This window comes from Delftia sp. K82 (assembly GCF_002193035.1).
Lineage (GTDB): Bacteria > Pseudomonadota > Gammaproteobacteria > Burkholderiales > Burkholderiaceae_C > Comamonas > Comamonas acidovorans.
Genome location: NZ_MYFL01000002.1, coordinates 218,861 through 242,769 on the forward strand (window position 1 = coordinate 218,861; position 23,909 = coordinate 242,769).

The window sequence follows — 23,909 nt, forward strand, 5'->3', positions numbered from 1 at the left end:
GGCTTACTCCTTGGCGGCATGGACTGCCGCAGGCTGCAGCGTCGCGGCCGAGAGATCGTCCAGCGCCAGATTCATCTGCAGCACGTTCACGCGCGGCTCGCCCAGCAGGCCCAGCACGCGCGGCTCCACCTGCTGGCGCAGCAGTTCCTGGACCTTGGCCACGGGCAGTTGGCGCTCGCGGGCCACGCGCGGCAGTTGCAGCTCGGCATTGGCCACCGAGATGTGCGGGTCCAGGCCGGAGGCCGAGGCCGTCACGGCATCCACAGGCACCGCAGCATCTGCAGTCAGGCCATTGAGTTCGCGGTAGGCCGCCACGCGCGCCACCACGGACTCCTTGAGCGCCGCATGGGTCGGACCCTGGTTGGTGGCAGCCGACAGCGCAGCGTTGTAGGGCGCGGCCACCGTGGCATCGGCCTTGTCGGGATCGGGCGCCGAGGTGGCGCTGGGCCGGCCCTGGAAATAGCGCGGCGAGGCGAACTCCTGCCCGATCAGGGCCGAGCCCACGACCGAGCCCTGACGCATGACCAGGCTGCCATTGGCGGTCTTGGGAAACGCGGCCTGGGCCACGAGCGTGGTGACCAGCGGATAGGCCAGGCCCGTGACCACGGCGACGAACAGCGCCGACCGCAGGCTGGGACCGAACAGCGAGCGCAGCCCGCCTGGAACGGCCTGCGCTTGGGCCTGCGCATCAGCGCGCAGCACCGGCAAGGGGCCGGAAGTATGTGTTTGAACTTGCATCTCGAAACCTCCGCCGCACGGCCCTGCCAAGGCAGAACCGGCGGCCAAGAAAAAAACGGGCTCAGCTGGCTCAGGGATTCAGGGGTAGACCTGTCCTGACAGCATCTGCAGCTGCTCGACCACGGGACCCAGGGCCAGCGAAGGCAGGAAAGTCAGCCCGCCGACCACGACCACCACGAAGACCAACAGCCCCATGAACAGCGGCGTGGCCGTCGGGAAGGTGCCCGGCCCCGCAGGCACGGTGGGCTTGGCCGCCAGGCTGCCCGCCAGGGCCAGCATGGGCAGCAGCGTCAGATAGCGGCCCGCCAGCATGGCCAGGCCGATGGTGGTGTTGAAGAACGGCGTGTTCGCATTCAGGCCCGCAAAGGCCGAGCCGTTGTTGGCCGTGCCCGAGGCATAGGCATAGAGCACTTCCGAGAAGCCATGCGGCCCCCGGTTGGCCAGGCTGGCCAGCGTGTCGGGCCAGACCGCCGCCAGCGCCGTGAAGCCCAGGACGGAGATGGGATGCGCCATCACGGCCAGCATCACCAGCTTGATCTCGCGCGCCTCGATCTTCTTGCCCAGGAACTCGGGCGTGCGGCCAATCATCATGCCGGCCAGGAAGACCGTGAGGATGGCGTACTGCAGCAGGTTGATCAGGCCCACGCCATCACCGCCGAACACGCAGTTGAGCATCATCTGCGCCAGCGGCACCAGCCCGCCCAGCGGCGTCAGCGAGTCATGCATGGCATTGACCGAGCCCGTGGTAGCGGCCGTGGTCGTGGCCACGAACAGCGCCGTATCGGCGATGCCGAAGCGCAGCTCCTTGCCCTCCATGTTGCCGCCCGGCTGGGTGGCGCTGATCTGCTGGTCGGCACCTGCGGCCGTGAGCAGCGGATTGCCGGCCTGCTCGGCCGTGAACACCAGCGCCAGAAAGCCCACGAACATCACCAGGCAGGCGCCGAACAGCACCCAGCCCTGGCGGCGGCGCAGCAGCATGGAGCCAAAGGCATAGGTCATCGCCGAGGGAATCAGCAGCATGCCCAGGATGTGGATGGCATTGGTCAGCGGCGTGGGGTTCTCGAACGGATGGGCCGCGTTCATGCCGAAGAAGCCGCCGCCGTTGGTGCCGATGTGCTTGATGCTCTCCAGGCTGGCCACGGGGCCCAGCAGGATCTGCTGGCGCGCGCCCTCCAGCGTCGTCGCCCAGGCCTGGCCATCCAGCGTCTGCGGCACGCCCTGCCACACATAGACCAGGGCCACCACAAAGCTCAGCGGCAGCATCACGCGCCACAGCACGCGCACATAGTCCACCCAGTAGTTGCCCAGGTCCGATGCACTGGAGCGCGCCAGGCCGCGGATGAAGCCCGCGGCCGCGACCACGCCCGTGATAGCACCCGCAAACATCATGAAGGTGATGGCCACCATCTGCGTGGCGTTGGACAGGCTGCTCTCGCCCGAATACGCCTGCCAGTTGGTATTGGTCACAAAGGACGCGGCCGTGTTGAAGGCCAGGTCCGGCGTCTGCGCCGCATTGCCCAGCGCATTCAGCGGCAGCCAGCCCTGCAGGCGCAGCAGCGCATAGCCCAGCAGCAGCATGGCGCCGTTGGACAGCAGCAGCGCCAGCCCGTAGCGCTGCCAGCCCATGCGCTCGGCCGGGTTCACGCCCAGGGCGCGAAAGCTCAGCCGCTCGATCCAGACATGGTGCTCACTCGTGAAGCAGCGTGCCAGCCACTGCCCCATGGGCACGGCCAGCGCCGTCATCACCAGCAGCACCAGTGCATATTCCATCCAGGTCAACCACATGGCGGTCTCCTTTCAGGCAGTCAAATCCGGCCCAGCGCCGCCACGAAGGCCAGCAGGCCCCCGAAGCAGCCCAGGCTCAGGGCGATAAAGATCAGGTCTTGCATCTGCGCCACCTCAGAACTGTTCGGGCCGCAGCAAGGCGTATCCCAGGTAGACAAACAGAGCCAGAGCGCCCAAGGCGCCCAGCCATCCGGTGATTTCGGTCAGGGTCATAGGAATTTCTCCCGCATCGGCACCGCTTGGCGGCACCTGTTGTTGCGATGGGGAAAACTCTAGGGCCGGGGCTGTCAAAAGCGGATTGAGATTGCGGCATGCCGTATCAAGACGGCATCAAGAAACCAGGGGCACGACTTACATCCCTGTTCGCCGATATTTCCAGTGCGAAAGTAGAATGGCGGCCATTTGCGGCCTCGCTTGGCTCCATGCCCAATGGCCGCCCGCGACAGACATTACGTCTCCCTTTCCTGGCAGGCACCGCCCTGCCTCTGCGCTTTCAATACTGTGTCATACGCCTCTGAAACCCGGCGCCGCCGGACTTTTGCCATCATTTCCCACCCCGATGCGGGCAAGACCACGCTGACCGAAAAGCTGCTGCTGTTCTCGGGCGCGATCCAGATCGCGGGCGCCGTCAAGGGCCGCAAGGCCAGCCGCCATGCCACCTCCGACTGGATGGAAATCGAAAAGCAGCGCGGCATCTCGGTGGCCAGCTCGGTCATGCAGATGAGCTACCGCGATCACGTGGTCAACCTGCTCGACACGCCCGGCCACAAGGACTTCTCGGAAGACACCTACCGCGTGCTCACGGCCGTGGACTCGGCGCTGATGGTCATCGACGCCGCCAACGGCGTGGAATCGCAGACCCGCCGCCTGATCGAGGTCTGCCGCCAGCGCGACACGCCCATCATCACCTTCGTCAACAAGATGGACCGCGAAGTGCGCGATCCGCTGGACATCCTCGACGAAGTCGAGCGCGAGCTGGGCATGCCCTGCTGCCCCGTCACCTGGCCTGTGGGCCAAGGCCGGCAGTTCGGCGGCATCATCAACCTGCTCACCCAGACCATGACGGTGTTCCAGCCCGGCAGCGAACGCCGCCCGCAGGATTTCGAGGCCATCCCCCTGGCCGAGGCCGACAAGCTGCGCGCGCGCTTCGGCCAGTCCTTCGACGATGCGCTGGAAAGCATGGAACTGGCCCAGGGCGCCTCGGCCCCCTGGGACCACGAGGCCTTCCTGGCAGGCAAGCTCACGCCGGTCTTCTTCGGCTCCGGCGTGAATAACTTCGGTGTCATGGAAGTGCTGGATGCCGTGGTCGACATGTCACCCCCGCCCGGCCCCCGCAAAAGCTCGCTGCTGGTCAACAAGCAGCCGGTGGAAAAGATCATCCAGCCCGAGGACGAAGGCTTCTCCGGCGTGGTCTTCAAGGTCCAGGCCAACATGGACGCCAACCACCGTGACCGCATCGCCTTCGTGCGCGTGGCCTCGGGCAAGTACACGCCCGGCATGAAGATGAAGGTCCAGCGCACTGCCAAGGAGCTGCGCCCCACCTCTGTCGTGACCTTCATGAGCCAGCGCCGCGAAGCCGTGGAAGAAGCCTATGCGGGCGACATCATCGGCTTCACCACGCATGGCGGCGTCCAGCTGGGGGACACCATCACCGACGGCACCAACCTCCAATTCACGGGCCTGCCCTTCTTCGCCCCGGAAATGTTCATGACCGTGGTGCTCAAGAACCCGCTGCGCACCAAGCAGCTGCAGCAGGGCCTGATGCAGCTGGGCGAGGAAGGCGCCATCCAGGTCTTCAAGCCCGAGGCCGGCGGCAACATGCTGCTGGGCGCCGTGGGCCAGCTGCAGTTCGAAGTCGTCCAGCACCGCCTGAACGCCGAATACGACTGCGACATCCGCCTGGAAGGCTGCCAGTACACCGGCGCCCGCTGGATCACGGCCGACACCCCGGCCGAACTGCGCGAATTCGAGAACGCCTACCCGCTGCGCATGGCGCGCGATGCGGCCGATACGCTGGCCTATCTGTGCACGTCACCCTATGACGTGCGATTGGCGCAGGAGCGGTTTCCGAAGATCCATTTCCATCCGCTGCGCGAGCATGCGGGGTTGGCTTTGCAAGTAGGGTAACAGCTGCGGTTTTTCTTTTTCACCGAATTAGTGACGCTGGACGCAGGAATGTTGAATCGCAATATCAAAAAAATTTGGATACCATTTATTTCATTCATCTGGCTAATCTGGATTCTCTTATCGGCCCAGAAAAGACTTGCTCAGTTCTTCCCTCCTGCAGGCTCCGTACTGAATGGTGATGCACAGCATACCTATCTACCGGCAGCCCGCGGTTTGCTTGCCGCGCCATGGCATTTTCTAACAAAAGATCAGTTGAGCTATAACGTGGCTCCGCTGGGATATTTGTGGCCTGCCCTTTGGTCAGCAGACCCCATTTCAATTCAAATTGCGAACTGCGCTCTATTTCTAGCCTGCGTATTTTTGATGTGGTATTGCGGTTATCGCTTGGCCGGATGGGTCGCAGGAATGGCGTCCAGCTATCTCCTGGTGTTCCATCCAACCATCGTCTATTACGCCCCTCACGTCCTTACAGAGTCACTGTATCTTTTTGGACTACTTGTTCTCATCACGGCTGTTATAGAGTATGCACTCACACCCAGACTAAGAAAAGTGTGCGCCGGATTTTTGGCATTCGGTCTCACAGTCACCCTACTTACACGCCCCATACTGCAATTCTTCACTGTGGGGATATTGGCATTATTAATTTTTGCAGGAATATACTGGAAATACGCCGCCAAGACAGCAGACATCAAAAAGATCACTATCTGCCGACAATTGAGTACTGCATTGATCATGGCACTGGCTCTTCCGATTCTGGTGATTATAAAAAATGGCACATACTTCAACGTTTGGTCTATTGGAACAGGTGCGGGCACCGGCATTTACTATGGAGTAAGCCCACTCAAAGCAGGACTCGAGCCCGTTTTCTCAGGGTTTGCCTACGATGCAGGTGCAATTGCTGGAACCGTTGCCCCTCAAACCAAGGGAAACCCCCTCGCTCTTGAATCAGATCAAATTAACAGACGTGTCGCCCTTGAAATCATAAAGAACACTGAATTTTCGGACAATATCAGATTCTTCGGATACAAGCTCAAATCCTGGCTGCTTTACAGCACTCCAGAACTATTGGGTGAACCCGGCTTAAGACCATTCAGGATATTTGAATGGATAGCCATATTGACTGCCACATTTATTTTCATAAAGCATCGGATAAAGCAACGCCGTGAGACAGAAATCCAATCCACAGATGACAACAATACATCTCGGGCGCTTCTGTTTTTCCCGCTCTTGCTCATGCCATTTGCAATGGCTGTGCAACTGACGCCTATTCTCTACAACGATCGCTATAATTTATATTCCATGGAACCATGGATTATACTGGCGTGCGGGGTCAGTCTCGGCATCATATTCAAGCCCAGTTGGTCAATACAGGAAAATCCATATTCCAATATACGCTGGGTTGTCTCTCGCATTGCAATTGTCGGCTTGCTTATAACACTCCCCCCGGCAATTACAAAGTATTCAATACGCCACGAAGAATGGGGAATGGATCCTCATCGTCCGGGGCCTACGTCAGTCATCTTCAACAATGCGCGTTTTGGCACGATGACAGCGGTGGGCGCAACCCAGGCTTACAAAGACACCTGGGTTCTTGAAGAATCCCCCGCCAAACTCAGGATTCCTTTGCCTTCGCACAACTACGACACCCTGTCTCACTACATGGTCCTAGATATGTTATGGAGAATGCGGTTTTCCTTGGCTCCCGCACCAAATGCTTCCAGCTCGTGCAAAAAGGTCAACATCTCTTTGACCAATTCACATCAGGTGCGACCTGGATTTCGTACATCTACGGAAATAGATACCAAGCCTGATGGTGCATTGCACACCTATGCGATTTTTGGGAATTATCAACTCAGGCCCGCTGGCGAGGGATTTCTGGAGGCTACATTCAATTGCCCGAAAGGCAGCAAGGTGACATGGAGTGCGATAGAATTGCTCCAAAATACCATACCCCAGGCGGCAGATGCTTTCATAAAACACGGCACTCCCATCAATGTATATAGGCGTGAAAATCCACAATGATCAGAGACTCTCAGTCATCAGATGGAATGAAGGCTCAAACCAAATCCTTCCTGGCTTTTCTTGCACTACTCACAGCCATCTATGGATTTTGGCTGATGGTTTTCTGGCCGGGTGTCCTGGGACAAGACAGCATTGCAATTCTGTTGGAGGTCAACGACCCCATCAATCAGGCTTCCGGAAAACCTGCGTTCTGGTATTTCTTCGTAAAACTGTTCTACAGCGGCCATGAGCATGTTGAAGCCCCCATCGGGGTCATTATGCTTCTGTCCGCCATCATTCAGTCGAGAATATTGAGCTGGACCTGGAGCCGGGGACTAAAGAAGACTGCAATCTTTCTATTCGTTTTTATATGTACTGCTCCGCAAGCCATCTTCTTCATAGGAACCTTGTATCCGGATGGTGTTTACTCGATTGCCATTGCCGGCTTGCTTTTCGAACTGTGGATCATTTCCGAGAGCAAAAAAATATCAAAAACCTCCCTACTACTGATCCTTGTACTTCCATTTGCAGCATTTAGCCGTCCAAATGGCATAATTTTTTTAGTGCCCGTTGCCGTGCTTGCCTTCTGGCTGTGGAAGAAAAATCGAAGAGCAAGTGTATTTCTCACAACACTGCTGGCATTCAACTGCCTTCTGATAGGCGTCATCAATTCAGCTCACCCCAATAGGAGCCATGGCTCACTGTACCCTTTGGTCATATATGAAACCGTCAATTTCCTACAACCTCGACCCATGAATCTTTGGGTGGCATCACCACGCGTTTCACAAAAAACCGTAGATGCCATGGAGAGGTATAAGCCACTCCAAGTCTATCTGGAAAATTATGACCGAGACTATTGGGACCCACTTGTATTCAAATTGGATGGCCCTCAGGTATTGAACATCCCACGGTCAGAAAAAAATATTATCATCCGCGAATTTTTCAGGTACAACCTATGGAGAAATATCCCGGCATTTTTGTCCAGCAGAGTCAATATATTTCTGACTTCGGCTTTTGCACAAGGAGGCTTACCAAGCCATACCTATGCCGAGCATGTCATCAAGATCATAAAATCAGAATCAGAATACCGGATTTTTAAATTCACTGACGCAGAGAAATTATTATTCAATGAATTCGAAGCCAGCTACAATATTCGCTGGCTTCTGTGGACGCCTTTTCTTGGCCTTGCATTGCTATTCATAGCAATGCGCGACGGCATCACAAAATGCAATAAATCGCTTCTTTTAATTTCCACCCCCATGATAGTGCAATTGGGCGGGATTTTTATATTCTCTATCGCGGGCGAATACCGATACATACTTCCATTCTTCACGATCACACTAGTATTCTTGCCAATACTACAGATGAAAAAGCATGGCATTCATACAAAAAAATAATCGTATGACACCCATATTGACATTACTAACATTCTTGTGTGTGGTTTGCATATCAATTGGACAATTACTATTCAAAAAAGCCGCCACTGCGCTACCGGAAAATCCTCAAATTATTGATTGGATTCTCAATGGTTGGCTTTTTTCCTCTCTAGTCCTTTACGGGTTCACCACCCTGGGATGGATCTGGATTCTTCGCCACGCACCTCTGCATATGGCATACCCTTTCATGGGCTTGGCATTTCTGATCGTCCCTACTCTCGCATGGGTGGTATTCAATGAGCCATTGCACTGGAGAACATTTGCCGGTGGCGCGCTCATAATGGCCGGTGTAGCTATTGCATCAACCAACTAGAGGTCAATTTTGCGTATCGCCGTCGCTATCCCCTGCTACAAGGTCACCCAGCATGTGCTCGGTGTCATCAACGCCATCGGCCCCGAAGTCGAGGCCATCTATGCCGTGGACGACGCCTGCCCTGCCGGCAGTGGACGCTTCATCGAGGAGAACAACACGGACCCACGCGTGCGCGTGCTCTACAACCCCGAGAACCGGGGCGTGGGCGGCGCCATCGTCACGGCCTACAAGGCGGCGATTGCCGACGGCATGGACATCGTGGTGAAGATCGATGGCGACGGCCAGATGGACCCCTCGCTGCTGCCGCTGTTCGTGCGTCCCCTGCTGCGCCACCAGGCCGACTACACCAAGGGCAACCGCTTCTACCGGCCTGAGTCGGTACAGGACATGCCTCCGGTACGCCTTTTCGGCAATGCCGTGCTGTCCTTCATGACCAAGCTCAGCTGCGGCTACTGGAACGTGATGGACCCCACCAATGGCTACACCGCCGTGCGCACCTGCGTGCTGGCCGAGCTGCCGCTGGACAAGCTGGAAAGCCGTTACTTCTTTGAGACCGACATGCTGTTCCGTCTGAATACAGTGCGCGCCGTCGTCAAGGATGTGCCCATGGATTCGGTCTATGCCGATGAAGAGTCCAACCTCAAGATCGGCAAGGTGCTGCCCGAATTCCTGCGCAAGCACGCCTCTCGGCTATGGCGGCGCTATGTCTACAACTATCTGGTACGCGACTTCAACGTGGGAACGCTGTACAGCCTGAGCGACGTGCTGCTCGTGCTGCTGGGCACCTTGTTCGGTCTCTGGCATTGGATCGGTGGCGCCAGTCATCCGGCCACCAGCGGAACCGTCATGCTGGCGGCGCTGCCCATCATCATCGGCATCCAGTGCCTGATCGCCTTTCTGCACTACGACGTGAGCAGCGTGCCCACCGAGCCGGTCAGCCTGTCCCTCGAAGACGAAGCCGTCGCCTGACCGCGCCGTCTTCGCGGCCTGCCACATCCAGACCTGTCCACCAGCCCATCCATGCCCCACCTGCCTCGCACCTTCCACCTTCCATACGCATCCACGCTGATCGCCGCAGGCCTTGCCCTGACATCCATGGCAGCCCATGCACAGACAGGTTCTGGTGCCACGCGCGACCAGCCCCTGGTCATCGCGCCCACGGTGGAAGGCATGCTCCTGTGCGATGAAGCCGTTGCAGACCCCAGGATCAAGTCCATGGACGAGGCCTATACCTTCTGCCAGCAGCGCAAGCTGGACGGCTCCGCTGCCGTCAACCGCCTGCTGGACACGCTGGAGCCAGGTGGCCCCAAGGGCAACGTGCAGATCGGCTACACCGCCACGCTGCAATTGCTGGGGCTGTACCAGCGCACGGCCAAGGGCTGGGAAATCGACGAAGCCAAGGTGGACAGCTTCCTGAACGTTATCCGCAAGGTGCAGCGTCCGGTCGTGCTGTATTTCTCTGCAGACCATTTCGACTCCGTCGGCCCCATTGCCGACGAGCTGGCCAAGGACCCCGTCAACCTGATGCAGCTACGCGACGGCAAGCCTCTGGAATTGGGCTATTTCGGCTACCGCATCCTGCCCTACACGCTCTCGACGGATGCTTCGGTTCCCGTCAACCACTACCGCTTCAAGGCCCTTGAATACATGGCCAGGAAGATACGGGAACTGCCCAAGCCTGTGCAGGACCGCATCATTGCCTACACATTACCAGGCGAGCTGCACCACATGTTCCCGGACTTCGAGAACGGCATGGGTGCCTATCAGGACATCCGTGTCACCGACTACAGCCCGGGCTCGGTCGCAGGCTTTCGCCAATGGCTTCGCACCAAATACAAGGACATTGCCCAGTTCAAGGCCCAGACCGGGCTGGACTACCCATCGTTCGATGCCATTCCTGCACCGTCCAAGGACATCCGCAAGGAGAAGCTCAACGGTTTCGGCGAACACTACGATGCCTTCGCCGACGGCACGCTTCCCGTCGCCGGCTGGCTCTGGGACCCTGAGAAAGCCATCGAGCGGCTGGAGCTGTACGTGGACGGCAAGCTGGTCGGCCCCATGGCCAGCGGCCTCAACCGCCTGGATGTCTACCGCGCGGTAGACAACATCACCAGTCCCAATACGGGCTTCCGGCACAACCTCGACTTCAGCCAGATGTCCGCTGGCAAGCATGTGGTGCAGGTAGTTGCCGAATCGGGGGGCAGGAAGTACCAGCTGGCCAACATCGACTTCAACATCGTGCCGCGCGACCAGGGCAAGGTCGTCAACAACATGGGGCCCAAACGCCTGGGCTGGCTGCCGCCCATTGCCATGCTGCGGCTCAAGGGGGTGCGTTCTTGGCTGGACATGCCTGGCTCCGGTAAGGACGTCTACTACAACCCCTTGGCCCGCGACTGGAACCACTACCGCGAATCGCAGGTGTATGCACAGCTTGCGGTGTTCCACGAACGCGCCATTGCCGCCGGCCTGCCCGCAGCCAAGCTCTACTCCCACCAGATCATTCCCGATGTGAACCCCTCCTGGAATCCACAGCTGTTCGCCTCGACCCAGACGCTCGACGGCAAGGCACCCTGGCGGCAGGGCCTGAACATGTATGGCGGAGCCACCGACAGTGACTGGCTGCGCGGCTTCATGAAGCAGCACCAGATCGGCAGCGGCTATGGCGCACCTGAATTCAACCCCCAGCAATGGAAGCTGGAAGGAACGCACCTGGCCGCGCTAAAGGCCCACTACGATGCAGGCGCCAGCTTCATCAGCCCCTACTACTTCTCGGTGATCAACCAGCGCTTCAAGGGCGCGGCCGAACACGGCGTCAACCGCATGGAGCTATCCCCCGACAACCCCAAGGACGGCTCCGACAAGTTCTACAAGGCCATCGTCGAATTCGCCAGGCAGTAGGATGGAGCCCTTGCGCGCACGGTCCGTGCGCGCAAACGCTGCCCTTTTACAAGCCGCCCCGGGCGGCTTTTTGCATTTTGACGACCGTGCCTACAACTCTCCAGCCGCTGTCCCTCTGGACACCTCCCGCATCGCCGCTCGGCATCCTCACCGACATCGACGACACCCTGACCACCGAGGGCGTGGTGCCGGACCATGTCGTCGATGCCATCGCCCGGCTCAAGCAGTCCGGCCTGCGCGTGGTGCCGATCACGGGCAGGCCCGTGGGCTGGAGCGAGCCGTTTGCCCAGGCCTGGCCCGTGGATGCCATCGTGGCCGAGAACGGCGCCGTGGCACTGCGGCGCAATGCGCAGGGCGGGCTGGACAAGCTCTACCAGCAGGACGAGGCCACGCGCACCGCCAACTACGCGCGCATGCAGCAGGTGCTGGCCGAGATCGAGGCCACCGTGCCCGGGGCGCTGCGCGCCACCGACTCGGCGGGCCGCGAATGCGACATTGCCGTGGACCACAGCGAATTCACCCAGATGCCCCAGCAGGACATTGACCGCTGCGTGGCCATCATGAAGGCGGCGGGCATGAACGCCACCGTCAGCTCCATCCACATCAACGGCTGGTTCGGTGCGCACAACAAGCTCGAAGGCGCGCGCTGGATCCTGCGCACCCTGTTCGACATCGACCTCGACGCCACGCTGGACCGCTGGATCTACATCGGCGACTCCACCAACGACCAGCTCATGTTCGAGCACATGCCCCACAGCCTGGGCGTGGCCAACATCGCGCGCTTCGTGCCCCAGCTCAAGCACCTGCCTCGCCATGTCACCCAGGCCGAGCGTGGAGACGGCTTTGCCGAAATGGCGCAGTACCTGCTGACCCAGCGCCCCTGATCCACAGGGCCGAGGGCCGGTGCAGCCCTTGCAGGCCTGCGCCTTCGCCTTCGACTACCCCATCGGCCCGTCCTGATCTGCGGGACCCGCGCTCCCCCCGCAGACACCATCACCCTCAGCACAGCCAACCGCCCGGCGCAGGCGGGCTGTGCACCCTCTTTCCCCCATTCGACAGAGCAAATCTAGGACTATTCCTAGATCAAGCATCAATTATCAGAATGCGCCCTATTTCATATAGTGGCGGTGCACACCTAGAATCCATCACATACCCAAAGAACAGGTTTTTGTTTCGCCTTTTTCTTTGACAGATTCTCTCCTGCATCCCATCCGCGCCATTGGGCACTGGTGTATTTGAACAATTCAACTTCAAACATGCCAGAGAAACAAACCTCGCCCATCCCTCGCCAACACTCCCTCATCCGAACAATTTCTCCATGTCAGCGCCACCACCTATTCCAGCATGATCGCAACCCCTGCAAATCCTTGACCATGCTGACAGTTACCAACCATTGGATTGACGAGGTGAACATGGAACACTGATGATTTATTAACCACTCAAACATTCACACAGTCTCTTATTCCACCAGCGCATTCATCGCTGCTGGAATTTCATTTATCTCTTCAACTCGAGGGAATACCCATGAAAAAGATCGCATTGCTGACATCGGTTGCCGGCCTGGTCATGATGGCCATGAACACCGCTCAAGCAGCAGACGGCACCATCAACTTCACGGGCGAGGTGGTCACCACCACCTGCAAGGTGGACACCACGGTCGCCGGCGCCGCCAAGGACGGCGTGAAGCTGCCCAACGTGGCGAACAACCAGCTGGCCACCGTGGGTGCCACGGTCGGCCGCCAGGCGTTCTCGCTGGAACTCAGCGGCTGTGAGCTGGCCACCGCCACCTCCACAGCGCCCGTCTCCAAGGTCGCCGTGTTCTTCGAAGCCGGCCCCAACGTGGACCTGGTCACCGGCATGCTCAAGCCCGCAGCGGCCAGCGGTACTGGTGCGCCCACCGTGGCCTCCGGTGTCCAGATCGCCATCGTGGATCCCAGCAACAACGAGCGCCTGAAGATCGGTTCCGCCCAATCGCGCTTTGTGGACATCGACAACAAGGTCGGTGGCAATGGCCGGGCCATCATGCGTTTCGCCTCCGAATACGTGGCCACCGGCCCCGTGACGGCCGGCCGTACCGACACCTCGGTGACCTACTCGCTGGTCTATCAGTAATCACTGACTTTCAGGCATATCGGCCGCCTTGCGGTGGTCGATATGCCGTGTCTTCTGCTTTCCTGACATGGGACCGGCCCCATTCTTTCGCTCAAAACCCAGAGAGTTCTCCGATGCTGACGATCAAACGTTCATATGGGCTTGCTGCCATCCTGTTGTCCCTTCTTCTTGGAACGGCGGCACAGGCCAGCGTGACATTGACGGGCACGCGCATCATCTTCCCCAGTGGCGAGAAGGAAGCCACCATCCAGCTCACCAACGAAGGTAGCAAACCTGCCCTGGTGCAGGCCTGGCTGGACAAGGGCAACAACCAGGAATCGCCTGAGAACATCGACGTTCCCTTCGTCATCACGCCCACCATCATGCGCATCGAGGCGGGCAAGACCCAGACGTTGCGCATCATCTATTCGGGCGAAGCACTGCCTGCTGACAAGGAATCCCTGTTCTGGCTCAACGTGCTGGACGTCCCGCCCAAGGCGAAAATGGAAGGCGACTCCAACAATCTCCAGTTCGCCTTTCGCACTCGCGTCAAGCTCATGTACCGGCCCGGCAATCTGCCCGGCAATGCCCAGGAGGCTCCTGCCCTGCTTCAATGGTCGGCAGGCGTTGACGCCAAAAACCAGCCTGTGTTGAACGCACGCAATCCCAGCGCCTTTGTGGTCAATGTGGCTGGCGTTGAATTGCAGCTCAACGGCAAATCCTTCGAGGCAGGCGTTGGGCCCGTTCTTCCCGGCCAGGTGGCCACCTTCCCAATCAAGGAACCTGCGGGTGCCAATATGGCTGGTGCGACCGGTGCCACGGTGATGTTCAGCAGCATCAATGATTGGGGCGCCAGTCTCAACCACGAAGCCAGAATTGGCAATTCCGCCCAATAAACAGGGCAATGCGAGCACAGCCACGCGAATCCCCCGTCCTCTCCGGTCTGATTATCTAACGCCACTGCATTTTCAGCCCGGCCAGCACACCGATACACCGCGTTAATACCCAGCAAAACTGCATCGGTCTCTTTACCGGGACTGGCACATCGGCCTTGGCCGTTCGCTTTGCATCGGGCGCACAGCATTAGGAGATAAGCAAATGATCAGGCCAGTCTTTCCAGATTCAGAAAAGGGAATCAAAAGCCGGCATACAAGGCAAGGAAAAGGAACAATGCCGGGGCCAGGCCAAGGCCCTGCCGGATATTTCCAACTGAAGCCCGGCCATGCGCTGCTGCTCTCCGTGCTGGTCTGCTGGCAGTCCGAGGCCCAGCAGGGCCAGCAGGTCAAGGAAGTCACGACCTCCACGTCCACCGGCCAGTGGCAGCCCACGCCGGCTGCCGTCGACTTCGACCCCAGCTTTCTGAACACCGGCAAGCAGACCATTGACGTCTCGCGCTACTCGCGCGCCAACGTGGTCACGGCAGGCAGCTACAACCCAGACATCTACATCAACGGCAACTGGGTTGGCCGCAGCGAAGTGCAGTTCAAGGCACTCGCCGGTTCACAGGACGCGCTGCCCTGCCTGGATAAAGCACTGCTGGAGAAGGTGGGCATCGACCTCTCGCGCCTGCCGCCCGAGGCCGCCTTGAAGCTGGCTGCCGACGGTGGCTGCAACCGGCTGGACCAGATCATCGCGGGCGCCTTCACCAGTTTCGACTTCGGCAAGCAGCGACTGGACCTGAGCGTGCCCCAGGCCTCGCTGCGCCGCTCGGTGCGCGGCTATGTCAGCCCCGACCAATGGAGCGCCGGCGTGCCTGTCGGCCTGCTCGGCTACCAGTTCAACACCTACCACGGGCGCTCCAGCAACGCAGAAAACACCACGCAGAGCTACCTGGGCCTGAACGGCGGCGTCAACATCGACCGCTGGCATTTCCGGCACAACGGCTCCTTCAGCTGGGCGGACACTGGACGGGGCAACTACCAGAACATCTCCACCTACGCACAGCGCGACATTGCAGACTGGTCTTCCCAGCTCATCTTGGGCGACACCTACACGGGTGGCGACCTGATGGACTCCACCTCGTTTCGCGGCATACGCTTGAACAGTGACGACCGCATGCTGCCCGACTCCCAGCGCGGCTACGCGCCCGTGGTGCGCGGCGTGGCCAACACCAATGCCCGCGTCACCATCACGCAGAACGGCATCAAGCTCTACGAAACCACGGTGGCGCCCGGCGCCTTCGTCATCAACGACCTCTATCCCACGGGCTACGGTGGCGACCTGCAAGTCAGCATCACCGAGGCCAATGGCGCCGTGCGCAGCTTTGCCGTGCCCTACGCGGCCGTGCCGCTGTCGCTGCGCGAGGGGCAGGACCGCTACAGCCTCACGGCGGGCGTGGTGCGCCACCTGCCCAATACCTCGCCGCTGTTCTCGCAGGCCACGTGGCAGCACGGCTTCACCAACATGCTGACCGGCTACGGCGGTGTGTCCGTGGCCAAGGGCCATATCTCGCCCATGATTGGCGCGGCGCTCACCACGCCCTGGGGTGCCTTTGGTGCCGACATGACGCACGCCTCCACCAGCATTCCCAATGACGGCTCCTTTTCCGGACAGAGCTTGCGTGCCAGCTACGCCAAGTCCTTTGCGCAGACCGGCACCCACGTGGCCATTGCCGCCTATCGCTACTCCACCAACGGATTCTTCGGCCTCAACGACGCCATGCGCGCACGGGATCAGGCCAATCTGCTACGGCCCTCCACGGACCTGTACCGGCCTCGCAACCGCGCCTCCCTGGTCATGGGCCAGCAGTTTGGCCCCGGGGGAGGCAGCCTCAGCCTCACGGCGTCCACTGCCAAGTACTGGAACCGCCAGGGCTCCAACGTGGACTACGCCATTGGCTACAGCAACTCGTTCCGCAACATCTCCTACAACCTCTCTGCGGCGCGCCAGCGCGATGCCTGGGGACAGTCCAACACGTTCCTGCACGTGGGCCTGTCGATTCCGCTCAGCATGGAGCGCGGCATGATGCTCTCCACCAATACCAACCGCGACTCGCGCGGCCGCGTGCAGGCCCAGGCCAACCTGTCCGGGCTGCTGGGCGACGACAACGCCATCTCCTACGGCCTCAGCGCCAACCACAACACCGGTGGCATGAATGGCAGCAGCACCAGTGCCAGCGCCAACGCCACCTACCGCGCATCGCAGACCGAACTCAGCGGCAGCGTCAGCGCCAACAGCGGCTACCAGCAGTTCTCGGTAGGCGCGCGTGGCGCCATCGTGGCCCACCCGGGCGGCGTGACGCTGTCGCAATCGGTGTCTGACACCTTTGCCATCGTGGAGGCCAAGAACGCGGAAGGCGCGCGCATCAACAACGCGCCCGGAGTGAAGGTGGACAGCCGGGGCTATGCCGTCGTCCCGTATCTGACGCCGTTCTCGATGAACGAGGTCTCCATCGATCCCAAGGGCCTGTCGACGGACGTGGAACTCAAGGAAACCAGCCAGCACGTCGCGCCGCTGGCCGGCGCCGTGCCACTGCTGGTGTTCAAGACAGCCTATGGCCGCTCGGCCGTGATCCGCGCGCGGCAGGCCGGCAACATGCCTGTGCCCTTTGGCGCCAGCGTGCTGGACATGGACGGCAAGGAACTGGGCGTGATCGGCCAGGCCGGCAAGCTGCTGGCGCGCGGGCTGTCTGACCAGGGCGAGCTGCAGGTGCAGTGGAAGACCGACACCGGCATGGTGGGCTGCAACCTATCCTATACCCTGCCTGAAAGAAAGCGCAGCACCACCTACCAGCCGCCGCAAAGCCTGGAACTGCCCTGCGTGGCCAGCAACAAGCTGCTGCCTGCGGCCACCGACGTGGCATCGGCCAAGCCGGGCAAGACCGCGACAACCTCAACCGCAACCACCAATGCCAAGACAGCCGTGGCCGGCGCCCCGGCCTCCAACGCGGCGTCGGCCGTGGCTCTGGCCGGCATGACCCAGGAACGCACGGCAGCAACGGCACCGGCCACGGTAGTCGCCAGCGCGCCGGCAGTCACTGCGGCTGCAGTGCTGCCCGCTCGTGCCACACAGCCGAGCGACAGCCAGCAGGCACTGAAGCTGGAGCGCAACCTGGACGGCCTGCGCATGAGCGTCAAGATCAGCGCCTTGCCCACCACGGTGCCAGTCACCAGCAACGCGGGCAGAACTCCCGTGGCGGCAGGGCACGACGCAGGCACCGGCAAGCACAAGCCGCCGCAGCAAACCCTGCGGGCTGACCGTCCGCTGGCCATCCTGCAGCCCAGCTTGAAGATCAGGGTCCTGGCATCGGCCGATCAGACATAAGCACCGGAAAAGCAGCCCAAATGGGCCCCTGCCAATGCAGGGCCACGTTGATTGCCTGCACCAGCAGGCTTCCATTTCCGACTCCCGCGCCGACTGCAGATACGTTGGTACGGGTAGCCATCGGCATGCAGCTATTTGCCGTCACTGCCCAAACGCTGTTCATCAAGACCCGCAAGATTGACTGCGGGCCTTGTGCCGCAGGGCGGCACAGCCGAGACCTTGCTCTTCTCGCAAAGACCATCATCGGCTTGTCTGCCGGCATCAGCTGCATCGCAGATCCCCCCAACCCATAGGCGACAGCCTTCCCACAAGGCTTTGCCCCGCCATTTCTGGACCCGCGCACGCACAGTTCGGATCACCAATTCGTAAGCAATTGAAGACAAGATAGGACTATTCCTAGGGAATCCCGAAAATTCGCTCAAAAAATCAGGAAATTCCTAGAGAGAAAATCGCGAAATTCAGAATTATCCAATTTCATTTCAGCGAGCATGTGTTGACAATAAGCCGATCAGACAAATTGCCAAAGATCAGAATCTGATTCTTCGAAATTTCGTCATCAACGAGAACAATCCACCGTCAATTCATATTCCCAAAAAACCTCTTCAGCCACACCCCATTGACGCATAAAAAAATATATTACCTGCAACTTTCAGCAGCAGCAACTCTATAGCCATCGATATCTGGAATCATTCAAAAATATCCAATATCAAATCAAAAATGGAGGTGCGTCAAAGAAAAAGTTTCAAACAAGATCATTACTTCAATCCACCATATTCATCAAACTCAATTTCATCAGGCATAAATATGAAATTTTCTGCATTGAAATTTTCGGTTGCGGGCTTGTCCTTGCTTGCACTGAGTTCTGTCCATGCGCAATCCACTCAGAGTGGAATCGTCAGATTCACAGGAAATATTTCTCCTGTCACTTGCATCGTCAATCTGGGAAGTCGAGACCAGAAGATCGATTTCGGTATCGTACCTCCCAATGAACGCGGTTTCACGTCTGGCGGTGGCGCCGTCGGCAACGTTGCTATTCCCGCCCATCATAGAACGATCACCATCAGGCTGGATGGCTGCTCAACCCCAGGATCTAACAGTCAGCCCACCACTGCCACGGTCCGTTTTGATGGCCCCATCAGGAACGGCCGCATCAATACGAGCAATGCCACGGCCGACATCCAGTTACTGGAGAACAACTCGACAACGGCCATCTGGGATCTGAGCGGCCCGTCCGCGCCTGTCAACCTGCAATCAGGAACCAATACGCTCAACTACATCGCCAGGTACTACGTGGCTGCCGTGCCCCTTGCCTCAGGAGAGGCGAATGCTGAAGCGACTTTCACCATGAACTATCAATAGGCAGTCCACCGCCTCAGAGAAGCGCCGGCCACCTTCTGGTGGCTGGCGCATTCACCTCCAATGCCTGCGGCATTTCTCTCATATACAGAAATTCAGGATCTCCTATGCCGGTGAAAAATCGCCGATCCAGTCTGCTGTCACATTGTTTCGCCATGGCTGCATTGCTTATTTGCGTCCTCCCGGCCAATGCCAGCATAGTCCTCTATGGAACACGGGTCATATTTTCAGGCGACGAGACGGAAGCCACCCTCAAGATTTCCAATGAAGGAAAATTGCCATCGCTGGTGCAGTCATGGCTGGACACGGGCGATGGAGATATGGCGCCCGAGGGCATAGATGTGCCCTTCGTGATCGCGCCGTCGCTCACCCGCCTGGAAGCCTCGGACCAGCAGATGCTGCGCATCATCCATTCCGGCCAGCCCCTACTCCAGGACAGAGAGTCATTGTTCTGGATCAACGTGCTGGACGTGCCGCCCAAGACCGAGAACGCGAAAGGCTCCCAGGGCAGCCTCGCACTGGCCTTTCGCACGCGCATCAAGCTGATATATCGCCCCAAGGGCCTTCCGGGCGAACCGAAGGATGCGCCTGAGCAGTTGCAGTGGTCCGCGAGCACGACCCGAGACGGGCAGGCCGTACTTCAGGCCCGTAATCCGACCGCGTATGTCGCCAATCTGGGCCATATCGCCGTAGAGGCAGCTGGCCAGAGTTTCAAGATGAATGTAGGACATGTGCTGCCAGGAGAAACGGCAAAGTTTGCATTCCAGAAGCCCGCCGAAAACGAACAACCACCCAAGGAGCTTCCCGCGGACGCAGTCGTGGTCTACACCAGCCTCAACGACTGGGGTGGTGCCGAGGGCCACAGGGTCGAACTTGGGCGCTGACGGTAGCCGAATCCCTAACGCAGCACCGAAAGCCTCCATGCCGGTCACGCGTGACTGGCCGAGGTAGGCAGCACGGCGCAGCAGGTGCAAAAAAAGGCATGTCCATCGAGAGGGATTGCTATGAAGAAAAAAGCCGACAGGGTACGGAAGCCAGGCTGTTTCGCGTTCAAGGCCAAACCACTACATGCCTTGCTGCTGGCAGTACTGGCCTGTTGGCAAATGGATATGCGCGCCTCGCAAACAGAGCACACCGCCGGCAGGATGCCGCCCGCACGCGCACAGCACATCGAATTCAACAGCAGCTTTCTGCGAGGAGGCGACGGGATCGATGTCTTGCGTTTTGCAGAGGGTAATTCTGTGGAACCGGGTCTCTACAACCCGGACCTTCTGGTCAACGGCAACTGGATGACCCGCACCGAGATGCGGTTCACTCAACGCAGTCGGGGTGCCAGTGCCCAGCCCTGCTTCAACATGTCCCTGCTGGAGCAAATGGACATTGACATGGCGAGCCTGCCGGCGAACGAGGATGTTGCGGATGGAGACCCGGCGTGCCTGCGCATTGAAAAGGTCGTCCCCGGCGCTTCCGCAAGCTTCAACGTAGGTTTGCAACGACTGGATGTGAGCATTCCCCAGATCCTGATGCGGCGCGTGGCAAGCGGCTACGTGAGTCCGGAGCAGTGGAACGCGGGCGTGACGACCGGCACGCTCGGCTATGACTTCAACACCTACCATGCGCGCGGCGGGCCAGCGGGCAGCAGCACCCAGGGCTACCTGGGCCTGAACAGCGGCTTCAACTATGCGCGCTGGCATTTCCGGCACAGTGGCTCGTTCAGTTGGAGCGATCAGGGACCGAGCCGTTATCAGAGCATCTCGGCCTATGCGCAGCGCGACATCGCCGACTGGTCATCGCAACTGATCCTGGGCGACACCTACACCGACGGGGAGATCATGGACTCGGTCTCCTTCCGCGGCCTGCGGCTGCGCACGGACGACCGCATGCTGCCCGAGTCGCAGCGCGGCTTCGCGCCCGTGGTGCGCGGCGTGGCCAATTCCAACGCCCGGGTGGTCATCCGCCAGAACGGCATCAAGCTGCAAGAGACCACGGTGGCACCGGGCGCCTTCGTGATCAATGACCTGTACCCCACCGGCTATGGCGGCGACCTGCAGGTGGATATCGAGGAGGCCGACGGCTCCGTGCGTTCCTTCTCGGTGCCCTATGCGGCCGTTCCTCGTTCGCTGCGCGAGGGCCAGCACCGCTACAGCCTCACGGCGGGCGCGGTGCGCGGCCTGCGTGAGAGCGCTCCGTTCTTCTCGCAGGCAGGCTGGCAGTACGGCCTCTCGAACATGCTCACGGCCTATGGCGGCGCCACGGTCGCCAGGGGCTATTTCTCGCCCACGGTGGGCGCCGTGTTCAATACACCATGGGGTGCCTTTGGCCTGGACCTCACACACGCCAACACCCGCATCCCCCATGACCGCAGCTACTCAGGACAAAGCCTGAGAGTCACCTACGCCAAGACCTTCCCGGAGTCCGGCACGGGCATCACCCTGGCTGCCTACCGCTATTCCACCAACGGGTTCTTCGGCATCAACGAGGCCATGCGGGCGCGCGACCTGACCCGGCCCGCTGCCAGCGGCGCACCGCCCCTGCTGTCGCGCCCGCGCACGCGCGCCGCAATGACACTGAGCCAGCGCCTGGGCGAGCAAGGCGGCAACCTGAGCATTTCCGCCTCCATGGACAACTACTGGAACCGCGCGGGCCGCCGCGTGGACTACACGCTCAACTACAGCAGCTCGTGGCTGGGCGTTCCCTACAACCTGTCGGCCTCGCGCCAGCGCGATGCCTGGGGCCGCCCCAGCACGCAGCTGTACGCAGGGGTGACAATTCCGCTGGGGGCGGGAAAGCCCAGAGTCATGAGCCGTTTCACACATGACTCGAGCGGCGGCAACCAGTTGCAGGCCAGCACCTACGGGCAGGTCGGCAGCGATCTCTCCTATGGCCTGAATGCCGAATACGGCAGCAGCGGCAACCAGGGATCGCGCCTCAATGCAGGCGCCAATGCCCTCTACCGCCGCCCGTACACGCTGTTCAGCGGCAGCGTGAGCGCGGGCCGGGCCGGCCAGCAACTGTCACTGGGCGCGCGCGGCGCCTTGGTCGCCCACCCCGGAGGGGTCACGCTATCGCAGCCCCTGGGCGAGACCTTCGCCATTGTGCAGGCCCCGCATGCCGAGGGCGCGCGCCTCACCAATGCGCCCGGTGTACGCATCGATGCACGGGGCTATGCCGTGGTGCCCTACATGACACCCTATGTCATGAACGAGGTGTCGCTGGACCCCAAGGGCATGTCCATGGATGTGGAACTGCAGGAAACCAACCGGCGCGTCGCACCGGTGGCCGGTGCCGCCGCCATGGTGGTGTTCAAGACGAGCTACAGCCGCTCGGCCGTGCTGCGCCTGACGCAGGCAGACACGTCGCCCGTGCCTTTCGGCGCCGTCGTCTCGGACGAGAGCGGCAAGGACCTGGGCATGGTCGGCCAGGCCGGCAAGCTCATGCTGCGCGGCCTGTCGGACCAGGGGCAGCTGCACGCCCAGTGGAAGGCCGGCGATGGCACGGCCCATTGCAGCATGGCCTATTCGCTGCCGGCGCGGGAGCGCTCCACCGGCTCCCGTGTGCCAGCCAGCATGGACCTGCACTGCGTGCCGTCACATCTTGCCGCAGCGCCGTCCCATCAAGCCGCGCTGACACACCGAGCCGAGACCTCGCGCCCCATCGCCATCCGCCAGTCCAGCCTGCCCTTCCAGGCCGAGAAGCATCTTGGCGATTTGCGGCTGAGCCTGCGCATCAGTGTCTTGCGCACCACGGCCGATGCGAAGCAGTACACGGGCCAGGCGCAGCCGCCCTTGGCGCCGGACGGCCAGGCAGACAACAGCCCTGGCCTGCGGATCGATCGCAGCCTGGTGGGTGAATTGCGGGACTCGCCGACGCAAGCCCAGGCCTCGGTCGGCGTCTGAACCGACGCGGTACATGGCTGTGCCCACCCCCTTTCCGGCACGCGGTCCGCCGGTCACCTGCCCTGCGATATTGAAATCCAAGAACCGCCTTTTCATTCAGCAACGGAGCATTTTCATGACCATTACCCGTGCCATTGCATTGTCCTCAGTACTCTTCATTTTTTCCATAGGTCAGGCACACGCGCAAGCTTTTTGCTCTAACGATGGAGTCGGCAACTCCATCAACGATGGCAAAAATCACTATGTCCACCTGCCCAGTAGAACGCTGGAGGTCCCACTGCCGTTTGATATTGAATCTCGTGCAATCGGCAGTGTAGTGGGCCGCGTCGCCTTTCTCCCTTATATCATCAACAAGAAATATACTGAAATGAAAGGGGGTGCAATGTTCTGTGCAAAATACCAAAACTCTGGCTGGTATGGCGTGGGCACCTTTCACCAGATACACCGGGCTTATGAGAGCTCCATTCCCGGCATAGGACTGCGCATAGACTTCAGAAAAATGCCTGTTCCGACCAACCCAGACAATACAAAACGGCGTTACTTCCCCATCCAGGAACTGTCCGATGCTCCCATCTATATCGATCTGGTGAAGATTGGCCCGATCAAACAGGCAGGGCCCCTCAAAGGGGTTTTCCTTCAATACAAGGTCGACGACGTGGTCATCGCCCAATACCAGTTTGACCGTGAGGCCGCCGCTCCGACCGGTCCGTTCTGCACCGCGAGCCTCAGCGCAGAGAACCCGACCACGGCCGCTGTCGCCCATTCTTCCGGTCGCCCCGCTGCTGAGGGCAGGCTGCCGAAAATGATCGCCAAAGCTCCATCCTGCCTTGCTGATGAACTGCCAGGCATCAAGCCGGTCATGGGAAGTTCCAGTGTCGCCCAGCTTTCGCTCAACCGCCACTGATCCCAAGCCTGCCTTTGCGAGGGCCTTGGAGCAGGCGCTGCACTCCTCAGAGATGCCATGCGCCTGCACATGCCAGGGCTAACTGTCGCATCCCGTACGAT

General features: G+C 60.1%; 17 protein-coding genes. 14 read left to right on the forward strand and 3 right to left on the reverse strand.

Annotated elements, in window-relative coordinates:
* Positions 1-3 precede the first annotated feature (3 nt).
* From kdpC to kdpF, 3 genes are all read right to left on the reverse strand, one after another.
* Positions 4-738, reverse strand: coding sequence for a K(+)-transporting ATPase subunit C (gene kdpC / locus KDK82_RS16500; protein ID WP_088165638.1), 735 nt, complete (start codon positions 736-738; stop codon positions 4-6).
* A gap of 78 nt (positions 739-816) precedes the next feature.
* Complete coding sequence (gene kdpA / locus KDK82_RS16505; protein WP_088165639.1) at positions 817-2,523, reverse strand: potassium-transporting ATPase subunit KdpA; 1,707 nt, start codon at positions 2,521-2,523, stop codon at positions 817-819.
* Positions 2,524-2,637: 114 nt separating this feature from the next.
* The gene (gene kdpF, locus KDK82_RS16510; protein ID WP_034397326.1) at positions 2,638-2,736 is read right to left on the reverse strand and encodes a K(+)-transporting ATPase subunit F; all 99 of its coding nucleotides are present in this window, start codon (positions 2,734-2,736) and stop codon (positions 2,638-2,640) included.
* 288 nt (positions 2,737-3,024) lie between these two features.
* On the opposite strand from kdpF, the gene KDK82_RS16515 reads away from it, so the two are divergent.
* The 14 genes from KDK82_RS16515 (at position 3,025) to KDK82_RS16575 (ending at position 23,808) form a co-directional block, all read left to right on the forward strand.
* Complete coding sequence (locus KDK82_RS16515; protein WP_043782999.1) at positions 3,025-4,650, forward strand: peptide chain release factor 3; 1,626 nt, start codon at positions 3,025-3,027, stop codon at positions 4,648-4,650.
* 48 nt (positions 4,651-4,698) lie between these two features.
* On the forward strand, positions 4,699-6,672 hold the full coding sequence (locus KDK82_RS32150; protein ID WP_143343484.1) for a hypothetical protein: 1,974 nt from the start codon (positions 4,699-4,701) through the stop codon (positions 6,670-6,672).
* 26 nt (positions 6,673-6,698) lie between these two features.
* The gene (locus KDK82_RS16520; protein ID WP_179217931.1) at positions 6,699-8,048 is read left to right on the forward strand and encodes a hypothetical protein; all 1,350 of its coding nucleotides are present in this window, start codon (positions 6,699-6,701) and stop codon (positions 8,046-8,048) included.
* Positions 8,049-8,052: 4 nt separating this feature from the next.
* Entirely contained in the window at positions 8,053-8,400 is a 348-nt protein-coding gene (locus tag KDK82_RS16525) for a hypothetical protein (protein WP_088165640.1), read from the forward strand.
* A 9-nt stretch (positions 8,401-8,409) separates the two neighbouring features.
* Positions 8,410-9,369, forward strand: a complete 960-nt coding sequence (locus KDK82_RS16530; protein ID WP_088165641.1) for a glycosyltransferase family 2 protein — start codon at positions 8,410-8,412, stop codon at positions 9,367-9,369.
* 51 nt (positions 9,370-9,420) lie between these two features.
* Positions 9,421-11,298: a hypothetical protein gene (locus tag KDK82_RS16535; protein ID WP_088165642.1), complete on the forward strand. Its 1,878-nt coding sequence runs from the start codon at positions 9,421-9,423 to the stop codon at positions 11,296-11,298.
* A gap of 86 nt (positions 11,299-11,384) precedes the next feature.
* Positions 11,385-12,182, forward strand: a complete 798-nt coding sequence (locus tag KDK82_RS16540; protein WP_043820300.1) for an HAD-IIB family hydrolase — start codon at positions 11,385-11,387, stop codon at positions 12,180-12,182.
* 640 nt (positions 12,183-12,822) lie between these two features.
* Entirely contained in the window at positions 12,823-13,410 is a 588-nt protein-coding gene (locus KDK82_RS16545; protein WP_013800427.1) for a fimbrial protein, read from the forward strand.
* A 113-nt stretch (positions 13,411-13,523) separates the two neighbouring features.
* On the forward strand, positions 13,524-14,285 hold the full coding sequence (locus KDK82_RS16550; protein ID WP_088165643.1) for a molecular chaperone: 762 nt from the start codon (positions 13,524-13,526) through the stop codon (positions 14,283-14,285).
* Positions 14,286-14,559: 274 nt separating this feature from the next.
* A complete protein-coding gene (locus KDK82_RS16555; RefSeq protein ID WP_088165644.1) occupies positions 14,560-17,652 on the forward strand; it encodes a fimbria/pilus outer membrane usher protein in 3,093 nt (1,030 codons plus the stop codon).
* 717 nt (positions 17,653-18,369) lie between these two features.
* Positions 18,370-19,011, forward strand: a complete 642-nt coding sequence (locus KDK82_RS16560; protein WP_088165645.1) for a fimbrial protein — start codon at positions 18,370-18,372, stop codon at positions 19,009-19,011.
* A gap of 104 nt (positions 19,012-19,115) precedes the next feature.
* Entirely contained in the window at positions 19,116-19,892 is a 777-nt protein-coding gene (locus KDK82_RS16565; protein ID WP_088165646.1) for a molecular chaperone, read from the forward strand.
* A gap of 120 nt (positions 19,893-20,012) precedes the next feature.
* Positions 20,013-22,904, forward strand: coding sequence for a fimbria/pilus outer membrane usher protein (locus KDK82_RS16570; protein WP_088165647.1), 2,892 nt, complete (start codon positions 20,013-20,015; stop codon positions 22,902-22,904).
* A gap of 115 nt (positions 22,905-23,019) precedes the next feature.
* Entirely contained in the window at positions 23,020-23,808 is a 789-nt protein-coding gene (locus tag KDK82_RS16575; RefSeq protein ID WP_143343485.1) for a hypothetical protein, read from the forward strand.
* Positions 23,809-23,909: the final 101 nt, after the last annotated feature.

Bases quoted from the DNA above. Each gene is read 5' to 3' on its own strand.
- KDK82_RS16570 (WP_088165647.1), top strand. From the start codon at position 20,013: ATGAAGAAAAAAGCCGACAGGGTACGGAAGCCAGGCTGTTTCGCGTTC.
- kdpF (WP_034397326.1), bottom strand. From the start codon at position 2,736: ATGACCCTGACCGAAATCACCGGATGGCTGGGCGCCTTGGGCGCTCTG.
- KDK82_RS16545 (WP_013800427.1), top strand. From the start codon at position 12,823: ATGAAAAAGATCGCATTGCTGACATCGGTTGCCGGCCTGGTCATGATG.
- KDK82_RS16575 (WP_143343485.1), top strand. From the start codon at position 23,020: ATGACCATTACCCGTGCCATTGCATTGTCCTCAGTACTCTTCATTTTT.
- KDK82_RS16535 (WP_088165642.1), top strand. From the start codon at position 9,421: ATGCCCCACCTGCCTCGCACCTTCCACCTTCCATACGCATCCACGCTG.
- KDK82_RS16525 (WP_088165640.1), top strand. From the start codon at position 8,053: ATGACACCCATATTGACATTACTAACATTCTTGTGTGTGGTTTGCATA.
- KDK82_RS32150 (WP_143343484.1), top strand. From the start codon at position 4,699: ATGTTGAATCGCAATATCAAAAAAATTTGGATACCATTTATTTCATTC.
- KDK82_RS16555 (WP_088165644.1), top strand. From the start codon at position 14,560: ATGCCGGGGCCAGGCCAAGGCCCTGCCGGATATTTCCAACTGAAGCCC.
- KDK82_RS16565 (WP_088165646.1), top strand. From the start codon at position 19,116: ATGCCGGTGAAAAATCGCCGATCCAGTCTGCTGTCACATTGTTTCGCC.
- KDK82_RS16550 (WP_088165643.1), top strand. From the start codon at position 13,524: ATGCTGACGATCAAACGTTCATATGGGCTTGCTGCCATCCTGTTGTCC.
- kdpC (WP_088165638.1), bottom strand. From the start codon at position 738: ATGCAAGTTCAAACACATACTTCCGGCCCCTTGCCGGTGCTGCGCGCT.
- kdpA (WP_088165639.1), bottom strand. From the start codon at position 2,523: ATGTGGTTGACCTGGATGGAATATGCACTGGTGCTGCTGGTGATGACG.
- KDK82_RS16520 (WP_179217931.1), top strand. From the start codon at position 6,699: ATGAAGGCTCAAACCAAATCCTTCCTGGCTTTTCTTGCACTACTCACA.
- KDK82_RS16560 (WP_088165645.1), top strand. From the start codon at position 18,370: ATGGAGGTGCGTCAAAGAAAAAGTTTCAAACAAGATCATTACTTCAAT.